The sequence below is a fragment of the Ruegeria sp. N10 genome (assembly GCF_056531545.1).
Map to the genome: position 1 here is coordinate 1 of NZ_JBQFLY010000010.1, position 15,395 is coordinate 15,395.

At 57.3% G+C, this 15,395-nt stretch carries 10 protein-coding genes and 1 pseudogene; 7 read left to right on the forward strand and 4 right to left on the reverse strand.

Features of this window, described 5'->3' with window-relative positions:
- Positions 1-137 precede the first annotated feature (137 nt).
- The 3 genes from ACR0JI_RS13760 to ACR0JI_RS13770 are packed head-to-tail and all read right to left on the reverse strand — an operon-like array spanning position 138 to position 4,593.
- Entirely contained in the window at positions 138-1,967 is a 1,830-nt protein-coding gene (locus ACR0JI_RS13760) for a caspase family protein (protein ID WP_480494784.1), read from the reverse strand.
- Between the two features lie 38 nt (positions 1,968-2,005).
- The gene (locus tag ACR0JI_RS13765; RefSeq protein ID WP_480494782.1) at positions 2,006-2,686 is read right to left on the reverse strand and encodes a DUF928 domain-containing protein; all 681 of its coding nucleotides are present in this window, start codon (positions 2,684-2,686) and stop codon (positions 2,006-2,008) included.
- A complete protein-coding gene (locus tag ACR0JI_RS13770; RefSeq protein WP_480494780.1) occupies positions 2,683-4,593 on the reverse strand; it encodes a CHASE2 domain-containing protein in 1,911 nt (636 codons plus the stop codon). The genes ACR0JI_RS13765 and ACR0JI_RS13770 overlap by 4 nt, the downstream gene beginning before the upstream one ends.
- Positions 4,594-5,034: 441 nt before the next feature.
- Between ACR0JI_RS13770 and ACR0JI_RS13775 the strand changes: the two genes are divergently transcribed.
- Genes ACR0JI_RS13775 through ACR0JI_RS13785 form a run of 3 tightly spaced genes read left to right on the forward strand, consistent with a single transcriptional unit; the run spans position 5,035 to position 9,836 of the window.
- Positions 5,035-6,030, forward strand: a complete 996-nt coding sequence (locus ACR0JI_RS13775) for an HlyD family secretion protein (RefSeq protein ID WP_480494778.1) — start codon at positions 5,035-5,037, stop codon at positions 6,028-6,030.
- Positions 6,027-8,720, forward strand: coding sequence for a ribosome-associated ATPase/putative transporter RbbA (gene rbbA, locus ACR0JI_RS13780; RefSeq protein ID WP_480494776.1), 2,694 nt, complete (start codon positions 6,027-6,029; stop codon positions 8,718-8,720). The genes ACR0JI_RS13775 and rbbA overlap by 4 nt, the downstream gene beginning before the upstream one ends.
- Positions 8,721-9,836 (forward strand): ABC transporter permease, encoded by a 1,116-nt coding sequence (locus ACR0JI_RS13785; RefSeq protein WP_480473994.1) that lies wholly within the window; start codon positions 8,721-8,723, stop codon positions 9,834-9,836. It abuts the gene before it with no gap.
- A 99-nt stretch (positions 9,837-9,935) separates the two neighbouring features.
- Here ACR0JI_RS13785 and ACR0JI_RS13790 read toward each other — a convergent pair whose 3' ends face one another.
- On the reverse strand, positions 9,936-10,913 hold the full coding sequence (locus ACR0JI_RS13790; protein WP_480494774.1) for a GlxA family transcriptional regulator: 978 nt from the start codon (positions 10,911-10,913) through the stop codon (positions 9,936-9,938).
- A gap of 21 nt (positions 10,914-10,934) precedes the next feature.
- Here ACR0JI_RS13790 and ACR0JI_RS13795 point away from each other — a divergent pair.
- The 4 genes and pseudogenes from ACR0JI_RS13795 to ACR0JI_RS13810 all read left to right on the forward strand — a co-directional run.
- A pseudogene (locus ACR0JI_RS13795) lies at positions 10,935-11,603 on the forward strand (CoA transferase); the annotation flags it as partial.
- Between the two features lie 219 nt (positions 11,604-11,822).
- A complete protein-coding gene (locus ACR0JI_RS13800) occupies positions 11,823-12,107 on the forward strand; it encodes a hypothetical protein (RefSeq protein ID WP_480473993.1) in 285 nt (94 codons plus the stop codon).
- Between the two features lie 4 nt (positions 12,108-12,111).
- Positions 12,112-13,740 carry a N,N-dimethylformamidase beta subunit family domain-containing protein gene (locus ACR0JI_RS13805; protein ID WP_480494772.1) on the forward strand — a complete coding sequence of 543 codons (1,629 nt, stop codon included), beginning with the start codon at positions 12,112-12,114 and terminating at the stop codon, positions 13,738-13,740.
- A gap of 230 nt (positions 13,741-13,970) precedes the next feature.
- A complete protein-coding gene (locus ACR0JI_RS13810; protein ID WP_480494770.1) occupies positions 13,971-15,317 on the forward strand; it encodes an adenylate/guanylate cyclase domain-containing protein in 1,347 nt (448 codons plus the stop codon).
- Positions 15,318-15,395: the final 78 nt, after the last annotated feature.

A 15,395-nucleotide genomic window follows, 5' to 3' on the forward strand; every position in this document is an offset into this window, starting at 1 on the left:
AACATTGACCACAACATAAACGCTGAGACATAAACAAAGGTGGGTCAAATCTCGGTGAAAATACCGGGTCACTTCTCAGCGGAAATCAACAAGCTGAGCAATGCACCTGGGCTGCAATCCATTTGAACTTATCCCGGTTAGGGCAACCTGCCTTCCAGAACGACTGAACGTGCAAAGCGTCCCGACCCGTCGAACCATTGTGTAGGCACGATCTCACTCAGGTCTCGGCGTCCGTTTCGTTCATACTGAAACTGAGCGAAAGCCTTGTTGCCTTTCCCATGGGTCTTGTTCGGTTTCGATGGCAACCAATTTGTGTAATTGACCGGCTCTCCGGTGTACCACCGCCAGCCTGTCACGGCATTTTCTTCCTTTGGGTCCTTCCGGAAGCCAAAATAGGGGCCAGCCTTGTAACTGGTGTTGGTTCGACTGTCATAGCCTTGTTCAAACAAGGCTGGATCATGGGCGATCATGCGCACCACGAATGCGTTCTCGTCAGCCGATGTCAGGGATGCAAGATCGATGCCACAGCTCTCGGCGAGGCGGCGTGCGTCGTCGATCGAGCCGGAATAAATCATGGCGATGTAGAAGCTGCCCCGGTACTTGCCATAGATGCTTTTCCGCAGCCCAAGGCACCTGAGCACTGTTATGATCTCTTCGTTTTCACCCAGCATTTCAAGGTCATCCGGCATTTGACGCACGGCAAATGGATTGCTGACAAAACTATCGTCAGCCCCATCCTGCCATTCCATTCGCAAGCTTGCCAGAACGGCCGCATCGACATGGCCCGTCGGATCAAGCCCTCGGGCCTCCTGCAAAGCCTTTATTCCCGCCCGCGTCTTCGGTCCGAACGCGCCGTCCGGCACGCCGACCTCGAAACCGGCGGTATTGAGCGCCTCTTGCAGACGCTGTTTCCGTTCGCGGTCCGGTACAAGGAAATCCTCCATTGTGGACAGGTGGCCCTGTTTCTTCAGCCAATCCGGCGTAATCTCGGCCATGCGCCCCAGAATCTCGGGCTCGACGATGGTGGCCGCCCGGTACTTGCCGGCGACCAGCGACCAGCCACGCATGGTGTTCACTTTCATCGCGGCGCTGATTGCAGTGTCGCGGGTCGCAAGGGGGCGCACGGCGACGGGCTGGGTCGTCTGGTCTGCAGGTGCCAGCATTGCCACCTGTTCGACCTGTGGCACAAGGTAGATGTCTTCGCCAGGCAGTGAGCCATATGTAAATGGCTCCTGAAATCCATCCGTAAGCTCCACCACCCGATCGCGCACCCGGCGAAACATTTTCCCAAGCTCCAACCCCGGCTGTTCGATATGTTCCAAAAGTGCCGTCGCATAGGGGCTGTTCCGGCCGCCCCCGTCCTGCGCCAGCGTTCCACCACGCGCGGCATAGCCCACGACAACCCCACCAGGTTCCACTGCGGCCAGCCCACGCCCGATCGACCGAGTGGCCGACGCGCGCGACATCTGCGCAACGAAAGGATTGTTGCGGCAGGCATCGACCAGAACCAGTTTCAGCCCCGGCGTATCGGCAATCGAATTCACGATTGCATCCAGACGGATGGCCTCGAAGTCGACGTCGCGGTCGCTTTTCAGGGCCGCACTCACCGGGATCAGGTAGTTGGTGTTCTCGATCTCAATTCCGTGGCCCGCGAAATAGACAAGCGCCACATCGGCCCCTGCGGCGGTTTCGGTAAAGTCCCGAAGCGCGATGCGCATACCGTTGTAATCCAGGTCCAGACCCGTGGTGACCTCGAACCCTATACGTGCCAGCGATTTCGAGATGTCCTGAGCATCATTGATCGGGTTCTCCAGACTCGAGACATGCTGATAAGCGGAATTGCCAATAACCAGAGCCACGCGTTTTTCCGTCGCCGCAAAGGCCGCTGCTGAAATGGTGCAGATCAGTGCAACGGCCAGCAGAGTGCAGCGTAGAGCCAGACCCGAAAAAGACCGGTATATCATCATGCGTCCCCCGCCTGTTTGCCGAGGGGTTGGAGCGTGTCCTATGGCAGCGAAATGCCAGCAGACCGGACAAGGCTCGCAAACCCCGCATTCCGGTTGACCCGAACTTTACCCGATAACTCGATTTCGACAAAGGGGTGCAGGGCATCGAACCATAATCCCTTGGCGGCCAAGGCCGGCACATCCTCTGCGGCGGGCTCTGGGGCGGTGACCCGTTCCACGTAAGTCGTCACCGTCGCGATAACGGCCCCCGCCTCAGGTTCCGCCAGAACCACTGTCCAGACATAAATACGCCCCGGCTCCAGCACGAGTTCCGAGCGCGACAGGTCGAGCGCGTAGAACCCTTTTCGGAACCGACCGTTGCCGGAAATACCGACTCCGTTCTGCTGCGACCCGACCGGGGCCAACTGCGCGGACATCTGGCCTGAAAAATTATCAGCCAAGTGCCAGATCAGCGGGGGTTTGCCCAATGTGGTCACGCCGCCGCCAGCCGGTGCGAGCACGGCCAGTGCTCCAGCCTCTTGCCCGACATCGCGCGTGGCAGCGCCGACGCGGTCCGCCGGGGCACCGATGGTGGGCGGAATGAAAATGACCTCGTCTGGATCAGCCTGCTGACTGCCTTCGCTTTCTTGCGCCGACAGGGAAATGGTCGAGCCCAGAAGCAGCAGCAGACCGGTTATCAAAGCGCCAAGAGTGTTTCCCGAACATGCCGGTGTCATCATTGCGATGCCCCCCTCTGTGCCGATCCTGTCAGCAAGAATAACGCAATTTCCCGCGACTTGTCGTCGTGGATAAGGTGCCCGACCAACTGAAACGTGAAATAGCGTCCAACGAGTTCTCGAAGATCAGCGCTGGCACAGATCGTGGTTGCCGACGCGCGCCTAACTTGCAACGCTTTTCCGAATGCCTCGATACGGGCTGCGATGTTCACCGTGTCGCCCATGATGTTGTATTGAAGGCTGCCCGCGCTGCCCAACGTGCCGCCCAAAACCACGCCACTATGGAGCCCGATCCGCAGACCATAAGGTGCCAACAGACCACCTTCTGCATTCAGTCTGTCAATCCGGTCAGAAATTTGCAGTGCCGTCCGGCAGGCCGCGACAGCGTCCTTCTGGATGTCCTCCTCGGTCGTTCGAGGCAGCGGCGCACCGAACACCACCAGGATTCCGTCACCGGTGAACTTCTCAATGAACCCGCCATTTTCGCGAGCGACCTGGCTCATTTCATCCAAAATCCGGCTTGTCCAGTCCATGAAGGCACCCGGTTCGGCCGAGCCGCCGACGGTCGTCGAGCCTTCCAGATCAGCAAGAAGGACACTGACGCGCAAGCGGCGGGGGCGCGGCTTTCCGCCAGCAAAAAGGATATCACGCGCGTTCCATATCTCGGCTGTGAGTTCCGGGGACAGATGATCCGAGAACAGTCTGGCGATGGCCTGGCGTTGCCGACGCGAGATGATCCCGACAGTGAGGAGCGCTAAAAGAAAGGCGGTAAACCAAGCAACCGATGTCGGAACGACCGGCAACCATATGCCACGAGACAAAAGGTTCGAAAGCGCCACTCCAATAGCGATGGCAAGGCCTGGTCCAAGTAGTATGACGGTCAGCACAGTGCGCGACAGAACCCCAGCTAATGCCCCGAACAATGCGCTGGCGAAGATTATCGCCAAGTGCGCACTTTGCCCGGGGCTGCGCATCGGTTGGCTGCGGCCCGCGGCATAATCGATTAATTGCTGGGTGGTGGCTGCATGCACCAATACGCCATAGCTGAATGGCGTCTGCGGCGGGTTGTTCAGCGGTGTGCGGAAATCGTCTTTGATCGACTTGCTGGTAACCCCGATCAGGGCGACTTTTCCTTCGATCATGTCCGCGTCTGCTTGTCCGGCGAGCAAGTCGCGGGCCAGTATGATCGGGGCCATCGGCAATGCGTTGGTGTAATCCAGCAGCACCTGATAGCCCGTATCATCTAGCCCGCGATAGCTGCCGAACCTGTCTTCCAGCCGTCGCACCGGCGTCTGACCAAACAACAGGGTCCGGGGATCGTCCGGCCAGGCTTTCAGGCTGTTTTGACCCGTGGCGCGCAGGGCCAACTGTGTGCTGAACGCCAAAGAAATGCGATCGGTGCCGCTGACCAGCAGAATACTGCGCCGGGCGACACCATCCGCGTCGACGGGGATATCAGCAAACCCCACGCTGCCGTCGTTCTGCGCAAAATCCGGCGCCTCGATGCTCAGCCCGCCGCTGTCGTTCAGTTTCACAACCCAGATCGCATTGGTCTTCAGGAACGCCGCTTCGAGTTGCTGCCGCCCCTCGATCACCTCATTGTCGCGATAGATATCGATACCGATTACAGCGGCACCTGCCGACGACAGTGCGTCGATAATATTCGCAATCTGACCATCTGAGAGGGGCCAGCCCCAGGTGCGCAAATCCTCGTCATCGACCGCGACCACGACAACATCCTGTGCCAACGCATCGCTGGCCCTGCGGTCCAAAACCCAATCGTAATGTGCAAGCTCGGGCCGCTGGAGGTATCCTTCAGAACGAAGGCCTGCGAGGATCGAGAAAACTCCAAGCGCGGCAAGACCCGCCACGAAAAGCGCCTGCACCGGACTAAGAAGCCTTCTGTTCATCTTACAAGTTTGCAATTGTTCGAACGTAAATAGCAACTTGCGTTCGTTGTTTTCTCAAAACCAGCCGAGAGTTTGCAGGGCTGAACGCCGCTCAACCCGTGTCCTTGAGGGTGCTCTTCACAAGGCGGACTTTTGAGGAACCTGCTAAAGCTATCGGTTCAGGGGCGAGAAATTGACTCTGAAATCGACTGCCACTCGTTTTCACTTCAGCTTGGCTGTCAACGCGTTGCGCATTGCCTTAGTGTGCGAAGCCAGGGTTGGTTTGCATGCCATGTTGTTTCTCTTTTGTGGTAAAGTTTTAGGTCACAAAGGCTGAACATGTCCGCGACAGGGTCGCAGAGTCTTTCTTTGCCCTGACGTCGTTGGCTTGATCCAAAGCAAAGCCCACGGTTCAGCAGCAGTATAGAGGAATACCCGCAGCGAGTTTTTAGGCGGTGGATAATGAAGAAAAACTCATTGGTTTTTTTTGCTTTGGCTGCGCTCGCGATGGTGGGCGTGGTGCTCTATTCCCTGGTCTCTGAAAATGGAAGCCAGTTGCCTGATGGATTTGCCCGGGGGAATGGTCGGATCGAGGCCGAGCAGATTGAAATTGCGCCGACCTTAGCCGGACGTGTCGAAAGCGTCATGGCAGTTGAAGGCGGCATGGTCGCCACCGGTGACGTGCTGGCCGAAATGGACATTGATGAGTTGTCCGCCACGCTGGATCGTGCCAAGGCCGAAGTGGCGCTGGCGCATCAGACCAAAGTGGAAGCAGAGGCACTTGTTGTGCAGCGGAAAAGCGAACTGCGCCGGGCCGCGCAGGAGCTTCAGCGCGCAACGGCGCTTCTGACTGGGCAGAATATCTCTGAAACGGTTTTCGAAGAACGCGAAACCATACACCAGGTTGCTGCGGCGGTTCTGGGCGCCGCACAGGCACGTGTGGCAACCGCAGAAAGTCAGATTGCTGCCGCCGAGGCCGAAGTGCGTCGTATTGAGGCACTGATCGAAGACAGCTCGCTTTTGGCTCCTACACGTGGGCGTGTGCTTTATCGGCTGGCAGAACCTGGCGAGGTCGTTGCCGCGGGTGAACCAATCCTGACCCTGCTCAGCCTTGAGAATGTGTATATGGAGGTGTTCCTGCCTGCGCGCGAAGCCGGATTGCTGCCTATTGGTGCCGAAGCTCGCATCATTCTTGACGCCCTGCCGGACTATTCCATTCCAGCCTTTGTAACCTTTGTCTCTCCTGAAGCACAATTCACACCCAAGCAGGTCGAGACTTTGGATGAACGCGAACAACTGGTGTTCCGCGTCCGTGTGCGCATCCCCGAGAATCTGGTCCAACGCCGGATTGAGCACGTCAAAACCGGGCTTCGCGGTGTTGCCGTGATCCGGATCGATCCAAACCTTGCGTGGCCAGAGGCGTTGGAACAGGGTATCCCGCCCGAGCTGTTCGAATGACGCCAGAGGCCGACATTGAGATTCGCATCACGGGTGTCACGCACCGGTATCGCAGCGATGTCGCGTTGCAGTCGGTTTCGCTTGATCTTCCCAGGGGCCAGCTGGTCGGCTTCATCGGACCGGATGGGGTGGGAAAGTCGACCCTGCTGGGGTTGATCACCGGTGCAAAGAAACTGCAAACCGGATCAATCAATGTTCTAGGTGGCTTGATCGACGACGCCGCGCACCGACGCCTTATCTGCCCGGCCATTGCCTTCATGCCACAGGGCTTGGGTCGAAACCTTTATTCTGAGTTGTCAGTACGCGAGAACCTTGAGTTCTTTTCGGGGCTTTTTGGCCAAGGGCAAGAAGAATGTGACATCCGGATCAATGCGCTGTTGTCGGCGACAGGGCTGGCGCCGTTTGAAGACCGGCTTATGGGCAAGCTTTCGGGCGGGATGAAGCAAAAGCTCGGCCTGTGCTGTGCTCTGATACATGATCCGAAGTTGCTGGTTTTGGATGAACCGACAACCGGTGTCGATCCACTCTCACGCCGTCAATTCTGGGCATTGATTAATGCCATTCGGGCAGAGCATCCCAGACTGTCCGTCCTTGTGTCCACTGCTTACATGGAGGAGGCGGAAAGCTTTGACCGAATTGTTGCAATGGACGGAGGTCGCGTCATCTTTCAAGGCAAACCTGCTGAACTGAAAGGGCAGGACCGGGATCTCGAAACCGCATACCGGCGCTTGCGGTCACACGATGGTTTTGGATTGGCGTCGGAACAAACACCTGTTCGGCAGGTCAACCCGAACCCTGTGATTTCTGCCCGAGGCCTGACACGTCGGTTCGGGGATTTCACCGCTGTCGACAGTGTCGATTTCTCGATCCATCGCGGAGAGATATTCGGTTTTCTTGGGTCAAACGGTTGTGGCAAATCCACCACGATGAAGATGTTGACCGGCCTGTTGCCAGTCAGTTCCGGAGAGGCATTGTTGTTTGGCAACCCGGTTGATGCACGTGATCGCAAGATGCGTCGCGACATCGGATACATGAGCCAGGCTTTTTCGCTCTATGGCGAGTTGTCAGTTCATCAGAACCTACAGCTTCATGCCCGGATATTTGCAATCCCTGATCGAGAGGAGCGCATATCGGAATTGACCGAACGTTTTGGTCTGACGGCCCATCGCGACACACTAGCTGCCGCGCTGCCTCTTGGAATCAAACAACGTTTGTCATTGGCGGTGGCGGTTATCCATCGTCCCCGAGTTCTCATTCTTGATGAACCAACCTCGGGTGTGGACCCCGAAGCACGCGATGTCTTTTGGGCTTTGCTGGTCGAACTTTCGCGCAAGGACTTGGTGACGATCTTTGTCTCCACGCATTTCATGGCCGAGGCAGAGCGCTGCGACCGCGTATCATTCATGCATGCGGGCCGTGTTCTGGCGGAAGGTACGCCCGCGGACCTGATCGCCGCAGAAGGCACCGGCAGCCTTGAGGAAGCTTTCATTTCAGTTTTGGAGGCCGCAGAAAAACCTGCACCTGTCGTGGCACCCAAAGTTGACTTTGTCACCAAGACCAAGGTCACCGGACAAGGTATCGGTCGTGCCCTGACTTACACACGACGCGAAGCGGTTGAAGTGGTCCGCGATCCAGTTCGTCTGGCATTTGCATTTCTTGGCTCGGCGATTTTGATGCTGGTGTTCTGCTTTGGCATATCACTCGACATAGAAGATCTTGAGTTTGCCGTTCTGGACTTGTCTCAAAGCCCGGAAAGCAGGGCTTACACGGAAGAAATATCGGGATCGCCTTATTTCAAGCAAACGCCGCCTTTGATCAGCGCCACAGAAGGGCGCAGACGGTTGCAGGCAGGGGACGTTTCGATGGTGATCGAGTTGCCACCTGATTTCGGGCGCAAGTTGCGCACAGGTGAACCTACCCAAGTGCTGGCAACCGTTGATGGCGCGATCCCCTTCAAGGGGGAAACAGTCGAGGGGTATGTCGCCGGGCTGCACCAGTCGTTTCTTGACGGGCAGGCGAGGACCACAGGCGAACACGCGGTTGAGATCGCCCGTATTGAACCCCGGTTTCGCTATAACCAGAGCTTTGAGAGCATTGCCGCGATGGCCCCGGCCATGCCCGCCATCCTGCTGATCATGCTGCCTGCCGTGTTGGCTGCGGTCAGCGTCGCGCGAGAGCGCGAGCTGGGCTCGGTCGTCAATTTCTACGTAACACCGACAACCCGGCTCGAGTTCCTGATCGGCAAACAGATACCCTATATCATGATTGCCTACGTGAATTTCCTGTTGCTGGCCGCAATGATTATTTTTGTCTTCGATGTGCCGCTTAAGGGCGATCCCCTGCCTTTGGCATTGGGTGCGTTTTTGTATGTTTGGGCGACGACGTCTTATGGATTGCTGATCGCAACCATGACATCCAGCCAGGTGGCAGCGACTTTTGCCACTGCTATCGCTTCGGTCGTGCCTACCATCCAGTTCTCGGGTCTTTTGCAGCCCGTATCAACGCTTGAGGATGGTGCGCAGCTTATCGGCTCTCTCTGGCCCTCATCCTACTTTCTGCACCTCAATGTCGGGGCCTTCACCAAAGGGCTTGGATGGGAGGCGCTCGCACCGGACATTTTGGCACTGGCCTGCTTTGGACCGGCGTTGACACTGATCGCCGCGCTTTGCCTTCGCGCGCAGGAGAAGTGAATGCAGCGATTGTCCTGCATATTCTGGCTTGGCCTGAAAGAAGTGATGAGCCTGCGTCGGGACTGGGTGATGATGGCGCTGTTGGTCTGGTCTTTCACGCTGGCACCCATGATGGAGGCAACCGGCGTAGCGACCTCGGTCAACAACGCGTCGATTGCATTTTCTGATGAGGACAATTCTCCACTGTCCCGAGCGCTTGCCACAGCATATTTTCCACCCGAGTTCCAGCCGGTCGTACAAATCGAACCAGGTAGCGGTCCAGCGCAAATGGACGCCGGAGAATTCATCTTCATAGTTGTTGTTCCACCGGGATTCGAGAAAGACCTAAGGGCAAGGCGCAAGCCTGAAATCCAAGTTCTGATCGACGCCACGGCGATGGAGCAGGCCGGGATCGGTGCCAGCTATATCACCAATATTTTGGGTGCCGAAATTCGCCGCTTTGCGATCGGTGTCGATCTTGTAGATCCACCGCTGGTCGATGTCATCCTAAGAAGCGCTTTCAACCCCAACCGTGATACCGTGCGTTTTGCCGGGATCGTTGCCCTGATCGGACAGATCATGTGGCTTACCACCATTCTGACCGGCGCTGCCATGATCCGAGAGAGGGAGCACGGGACGATCGAGCATCTGCTGGCAATGCCGCTGACCCCGTTTGACATTGCAGCAGCCAAAATCTGGGCCAATGCTGCAATTGTCCTGATCGCGGCCAGCCTGTCGCTGACCTTTGTCATGCAGGGTGCGCTGGGAATTGAAATCTCGGGGTCAAAAGGACTGTTCCTGTTTGGCACTGCCCTGTTTCTGTTCACCGCAACCGCACTCGGGGTTTTTCTCGCTACGATTGCGCGTTCGATGGCGCAGTTTGCGCTTTTGGTCATGCTGATCGTCCTTCCCATGCTGATGCTGTCCGGAGGAGAGACGCCGGTTGAAGGGCAGCCAGACTGGTTGCAGGTCGGGACGCTGCTATTGCCGTCTCGTCACTATATGGCCGCCAGTCAGGCAATTGTGTTCAAGGGTGCCGGTCTCGAAACAGTTTGGCCAGAGTTCATCTGGATGGCTTTGCTGGGCGCTGTCCTGCTGGCAACAAGTCTGGCCCTCTTTCGGAGATCTGTTGAGTAATTGAGCCAAACCGGTTTGGGATAATGTTCAAGGGGCGATGTCATAATGCCTCTGGGACGATTGATTTATTCATATGTGACCGAATACCCCGGCCGCCGATCAGCTGTTAGAATCCCCTTCTCCCGCTTCGAAAACTTGCACGCGTCGTTTGGCAGAACCTTCAATCATCCACCTCTTCCGGGCCACATCTTTGGATCGTGTGGGGAGTTTTTTACGCAGGCTGCGGATAAGAGTGGTCGTATTCGCAAAACCGCAACGCAGAGCGATTTCCCCAGGCGCAAGATCACTGTAGAGAAACATTTCGCGGGCGCGTGCCAGTCGTATAAGCAGATAATACCGCCCCGGTGTTGTCTGAAGCTCCGTCCAGAACAGACGGCGCAAGGAGCGTTCGGACATATGAACCTGTTTTGCAAGGGCAGAGACCGGCTGCGGTGTTTCGAGTGCTCCGGACACCAATGCGACAATCCGTTTGAGTTTTGGCGTCACCGCTGACGACAGCGCCTGATCTGGATAAGAGGCACCGTGCCGCCTGGAATTGTCATGCAGGAACATCGCCGCGGCGTCAAAGGCAACTGATGGGCCAAACCTGCTCCGGATAAAGTGCGGCATCAGGTCTAGGGCCGCTGCGGCGCTGCCGCATGTCCAGAAACGGCCATCCTGAACATAACGGTCAAAGAGGACATGGGTTTCGGGAAACTCCTCTGCAAAATCCTCAAGAAGTTGCCAGTGTAACGTCGCCTTCCGGTGGTTCAGAAACCCGCCCCGCGCCAACACCCATGCTCCTGTATCCGCGGCAATCACGGTTGCGCCCTGCATCAGCCGGCCAAGGCCCCGGCCACGGCGCAGCTCAGCACCGCCGAATGGCTGGCCGACGACCATGCAGTCACTTCGGGGCTGGTGGCCGTACTTGATGACCCCCGCCACGGGCGGATGCGTCAGATGGGCAATGTGGCCTGGCTGGCCGACGATCCGGGTGTGATGACCAAAACCGCTGGCCCTTAAGCGGATGGATATCGCAGCGAGCTTGCCCGTGTTTTCGCGGAACCACCCCGAAATTTCAGCGTTGGAGAAGGGCAAGGCGATTGGCTTGATGGGCTCAAGGTTCTGGATCTGACCAACGTCATTGCCGGGCCGACCATCGGGTCGTCATTGGCCCGTTTTGGGGCGCAGGTCACACTGGTACAGCCGGTACGACCTTCGGTCGATCCGTGGAGCGCGGTGTTTTTTGGCCTGCATGCTCAGCGCGGCAAGAAGAGCATCTTGCTCGATCTGCGTTCGGAGGGCGGGCAGCACGTCTATTGGCAAATGGTCGCTGAAGCAGACGTAATCACAATGAACGGAACAGACCTGCAACGAGAAAGCTTGGGGCTGAGTGAAGCCCGGCTGACAGAGGTTAACCCGCGTCTCATCGTTGTGCAGCTTGACGCCTGGGGCGGACCGCGTCGGGGACCAAAATCGGATCATCTGGGTTTTGACGATCTCGCACAGGCCGCGACCGGCGCGATGACCCGCTTTGGCGGCGGGCCGGAAACGCCCGAGGAACACGCCCATTTTGGCACGATTGATGCATTGACGGGGCATTGCGCCTGCGTGGCGCTGGGCGCCGCGCTGGAGCGGCTTAGAATGACATGCAAGGGTGGCATCGCCCGCGCGTCGCTAGCCGCCGCAAGAGAGTTGATTCAAGCGCAGTTCATGTATGATTTCGACACGCGCGCGCCGTTTGACGAACCTTCGGGGCGTAAAACGCTTGGTTGGGGGCCGTTCTAACGCTGCTATGCCGCGTCCGACGGCTGGATGTTCTTCGCCGCACCGACCGAGCGTCACGCCGCCTTGGCGCGCGTGCCTGACCCGTCCGATCTTGCCGGCTTGGACGATACTGATCTGGACTCCGCTCTGTCCGAGCGTTTCGCGAAAAAACCAGTGCTCAGGCTTTCGCTGGGAGCTCGGTGGGTGTGACCCGCCTCGGTTCGCTGCACGACACCCAACGTGGGCCTTCAGGCTGAAAGCGCAGGCGCTATCGACATTCGCAATGCAACCTTCCGAGCCGTTCGACATGACCAGCATCCGATGGCCCGCTGGGTTGATCTGGTTGCCCCCAATGCGGTGCGACCGCAGAATGCCACGATAACCATCCCCGGCCCGGCACCAAAATACGGACAAGACACGCGCGAAATCCTTGCGCGTCTGGGTTATGGTGACACCGAGATACAACGTATGATCGAAAAAGCCGTGGCAGCTGAGAGCTGGTCGGAAAAATATCTGCCGGAATAGACACATGACCCAAGACAAGTTCGGACCGGAAATCACGCCACGCACCCGTGCAAAGGCGCGCCATATCCTAGATCATTATTACATCGGCCCGTCCCGAAATGATGCGGTTCTCGAGATCTGGGGATATACCCCAAAGATGAGCTATGCCCCCGGAGATCGCGTGGCACTTCATGTGTCGACCACGGCGCGTGAATGGGATCTTGAGATCGGTCGCGACGGGCTGGTCTATCAACCACTCCTGACCGAGACGGGCTTGCCGGGGGTGTATCACCCCACGCCGGAGGATTGCTCGGTCAAGGGTTGTGGCTGGCCCGAGGGCTATGGTTTTTGCATTCCCGAAGACTGGGCGCCTGGCGGCTACCTTGTCACCTTCCGCGCCCGCAGTGGCGACGAGATGGTCGAAGAGCATCACATCATCCTTGTAAGAAGCGCCCCTGATGCCACGCCATCACCCTATGTTCTGGTTTGTGCCACCGGCACATGGCTGGCTTATAACTGCTGGGGCGGCTCGAACCATTACGAAGGCATCACCGGTCCCGAAGGTAACGCCTTTTCCCCGGTTCTTTCGACCCAGCGACCCTGGTCGCGCGGGTTTTGCAGGCTGCCTGAAGGCGCCCCGCGGGCGCTGCGGGAAAAGCCGACCAGACCGGGCGAAATGGTGCGCTACCCCAATATGGAATGGGCTTACGCTTATGGCTATTCCAAGAAATACGCCTCGGCTGGGTGGGCCAGCTATGAACGCCATTTCGCCCGTTGGGCCGAGGGGGAAGGCTATGATTTCGACGTGATCGCGCTGCATGATCTTGAGCACGACCCGAAGCTGCTTGGCCGGTATGCCTGTGCCGTGTTTGTCGGCCATGACGAATACTGGAGCGCGATTATGCGTGACGCTGTTGACACCTATGTCGATGGCGGTGGCAACGTTGCACGGTTTGCCGGAAACTTCCTGTGGCAGACCCGGATCGAAGACGAGGGTCACACGCAGATCTGTTACAAGTATATCGCGGATCAGGACCCGCTTATGGGCACCGAACAAGAGCACCTCGTCTCGGGTGCCTTCGAGGTCGCACCAGTTGACCGCCCGGGTGCCTTGACATTCGGTGTTAACGCTCTGCGCGGTGTTTACGCCGGTCTTGGGAATTGCGTGGGCGGCGGCGCAGGCGGCTTTACGGTCTACCGCCCCGACCATTGGGCATTTGACGGAGCCGGGGTCGGCTATGGCGACATTTTAGGCGCGCACGGCCGGATTTTTGGCTATGAGGTCGATGGTCTGGATTACCGTTTCGAAGACGGTCTGCCATTTCCCACCTGTACCGACGGCGCTGTTCCAGAGATCGAGATACTTGCCATGGGGCTTGCCACCAATATCGAGGCAGATCACGGGGTCTGGGGTGAAACGCTCTACATCGGCGCCGACGATGCGCGGTTCAAGGCGCAGATGCTGTTCGGCGAAGTCACACCCGAGACGCTCGACGCCTGTAAACGTGGCAATGGGATGATCATCTCGTGGCGTCGCGGCAAGGGTCAGATCTTTACAGCCGCAACCTGCGAATGGGTTGCCGGGCTGATCCGCCGGGACGAGCAGGTAGAACAGATCACCCGCAATGTGCTCGACAGGTTGGGAAAGGGTTAGGTTACGTGCTCAAATGAAGGTTGGGGCGTATTGCCTTTCCAAAGAATTACTTGTTTCGCGGATACATGACCCTCACGTTTACTACCAGCAAGTGATGCGGTGACTAACAACTCGATCAGACGAGAGACGATCAGCAAATTTAAGCCCAAGCCGAACTGGTTTTTTCAGGTTTCACCACACAACAGGAATGGCTTAGCGAATTAGCAAAGGCCGTTTACGATATCCGGCAAATGTCCGATACCGTGCAAACCAGAATACAATCGCGCAGCAACGTGGCGTTCGCCGAAGAAGAGCGTCAAGGGACATTGCTGGCAGCTAAAGTCCGAACACTTGCATTGGCCGTTGTTCTTCTTTGGCAGGCGATCGACAGCCCGGAAACAGGACCGGCTTATTACTTCAATCTTCTGGAAATTTTTTTCTTTATTTTATTGGGAGGTTTGCAGTTTGTCGCTGCCTACACGCGTCGCGGCGGGCGTGGTCTTCCGTATGTGTTCGTTACGTTAGATTGTGTTTCTCTTGCAGCCGTTTTTACCTTGGGATCACCATATATCGACAGCCCCTTGCCACCCGCCATAGCGATGGACACGGCGCGGTTTTTGTTTTTCTTCCTATTTCTGATGCAGACATCTTTCAGTTTTCGGCCTTCCCTTGTGGTTTGGTGCGGTGTCAGCATCATTGTGTCCCGCCTCGGGATGTGGGCATGGTTTCTGAGTCAGCCTGACGTACGCAGTAACTTGGAGTTGACCGAGCAATCCGTTGAAGCCTGGCTTGCCGGGGCAAGAGACTTGAACTTTCTGTTTCTTGGCTATGCAGCCATAGAATTGATGGTCGTGCTGATCGTGTCTGCCGGGCTTGCGATCGTCGTCGCGCGCTCTCGCAGGCTGGTTCAGAATTTCATTTCGACCGAAAGAAAGCGAGCCAGCCTGGCGAGGTATTTTTCACCCAACGTGCTTGACGAATTGAGCAGTCTGGAAGCCGGAATTGCGGCTGGTAGGCAACAAAACGTTGCCGTGTTATTCGCGGACATAATGGGGTTTGCGAAGCTTTGCGAGAACGCGACTGCCGACGAGGTGATCGAACTTTTACGAGACTACCATGATCGGTTGGGTAAATCGGTATTCGATAACTCTGGCACTTTGGACAAGTATATCGGCGACGGTCTTATGGCCACGTTTGGCACTCCAACGCCCAGTGCACACGACCCTGCCAATGCGTTGAACTGCGCATTCGAGATGATAGAAGCGTCAGACAAATGGAACGCAGAAAGAGAGTTGTCCGGGAAGGAACCGGTGCGTGTGGGAATCGGGCTGCATTGGGGATCGGTTGTAGCTGGCGACATAGGCAACGAGCGGCGACTGGAATACGGCGTGATTGGGGACAATGTGAATGTCGCAAGCAGGATCGAGCACCTGACCAGAGAACTGAACACGCAATTGGTCGTGAGCCACGATTTGGTGCAGGCCATCGGGCACAACGATGCAATCCCAAACTTAAGCCGGTTGACTGACGCCGGAGAACAAAAAATCCGGGGGCGCGCCGCTCTGGTTAAGGTTTGGGTTTATCCGGCAAGCCGATGACATCTCAGCGCGACAGCATCGCGACAGTTGAGCTCGCATTTATTTCCGAGCTCACTTGTAGACGGTGATCCTATCAAG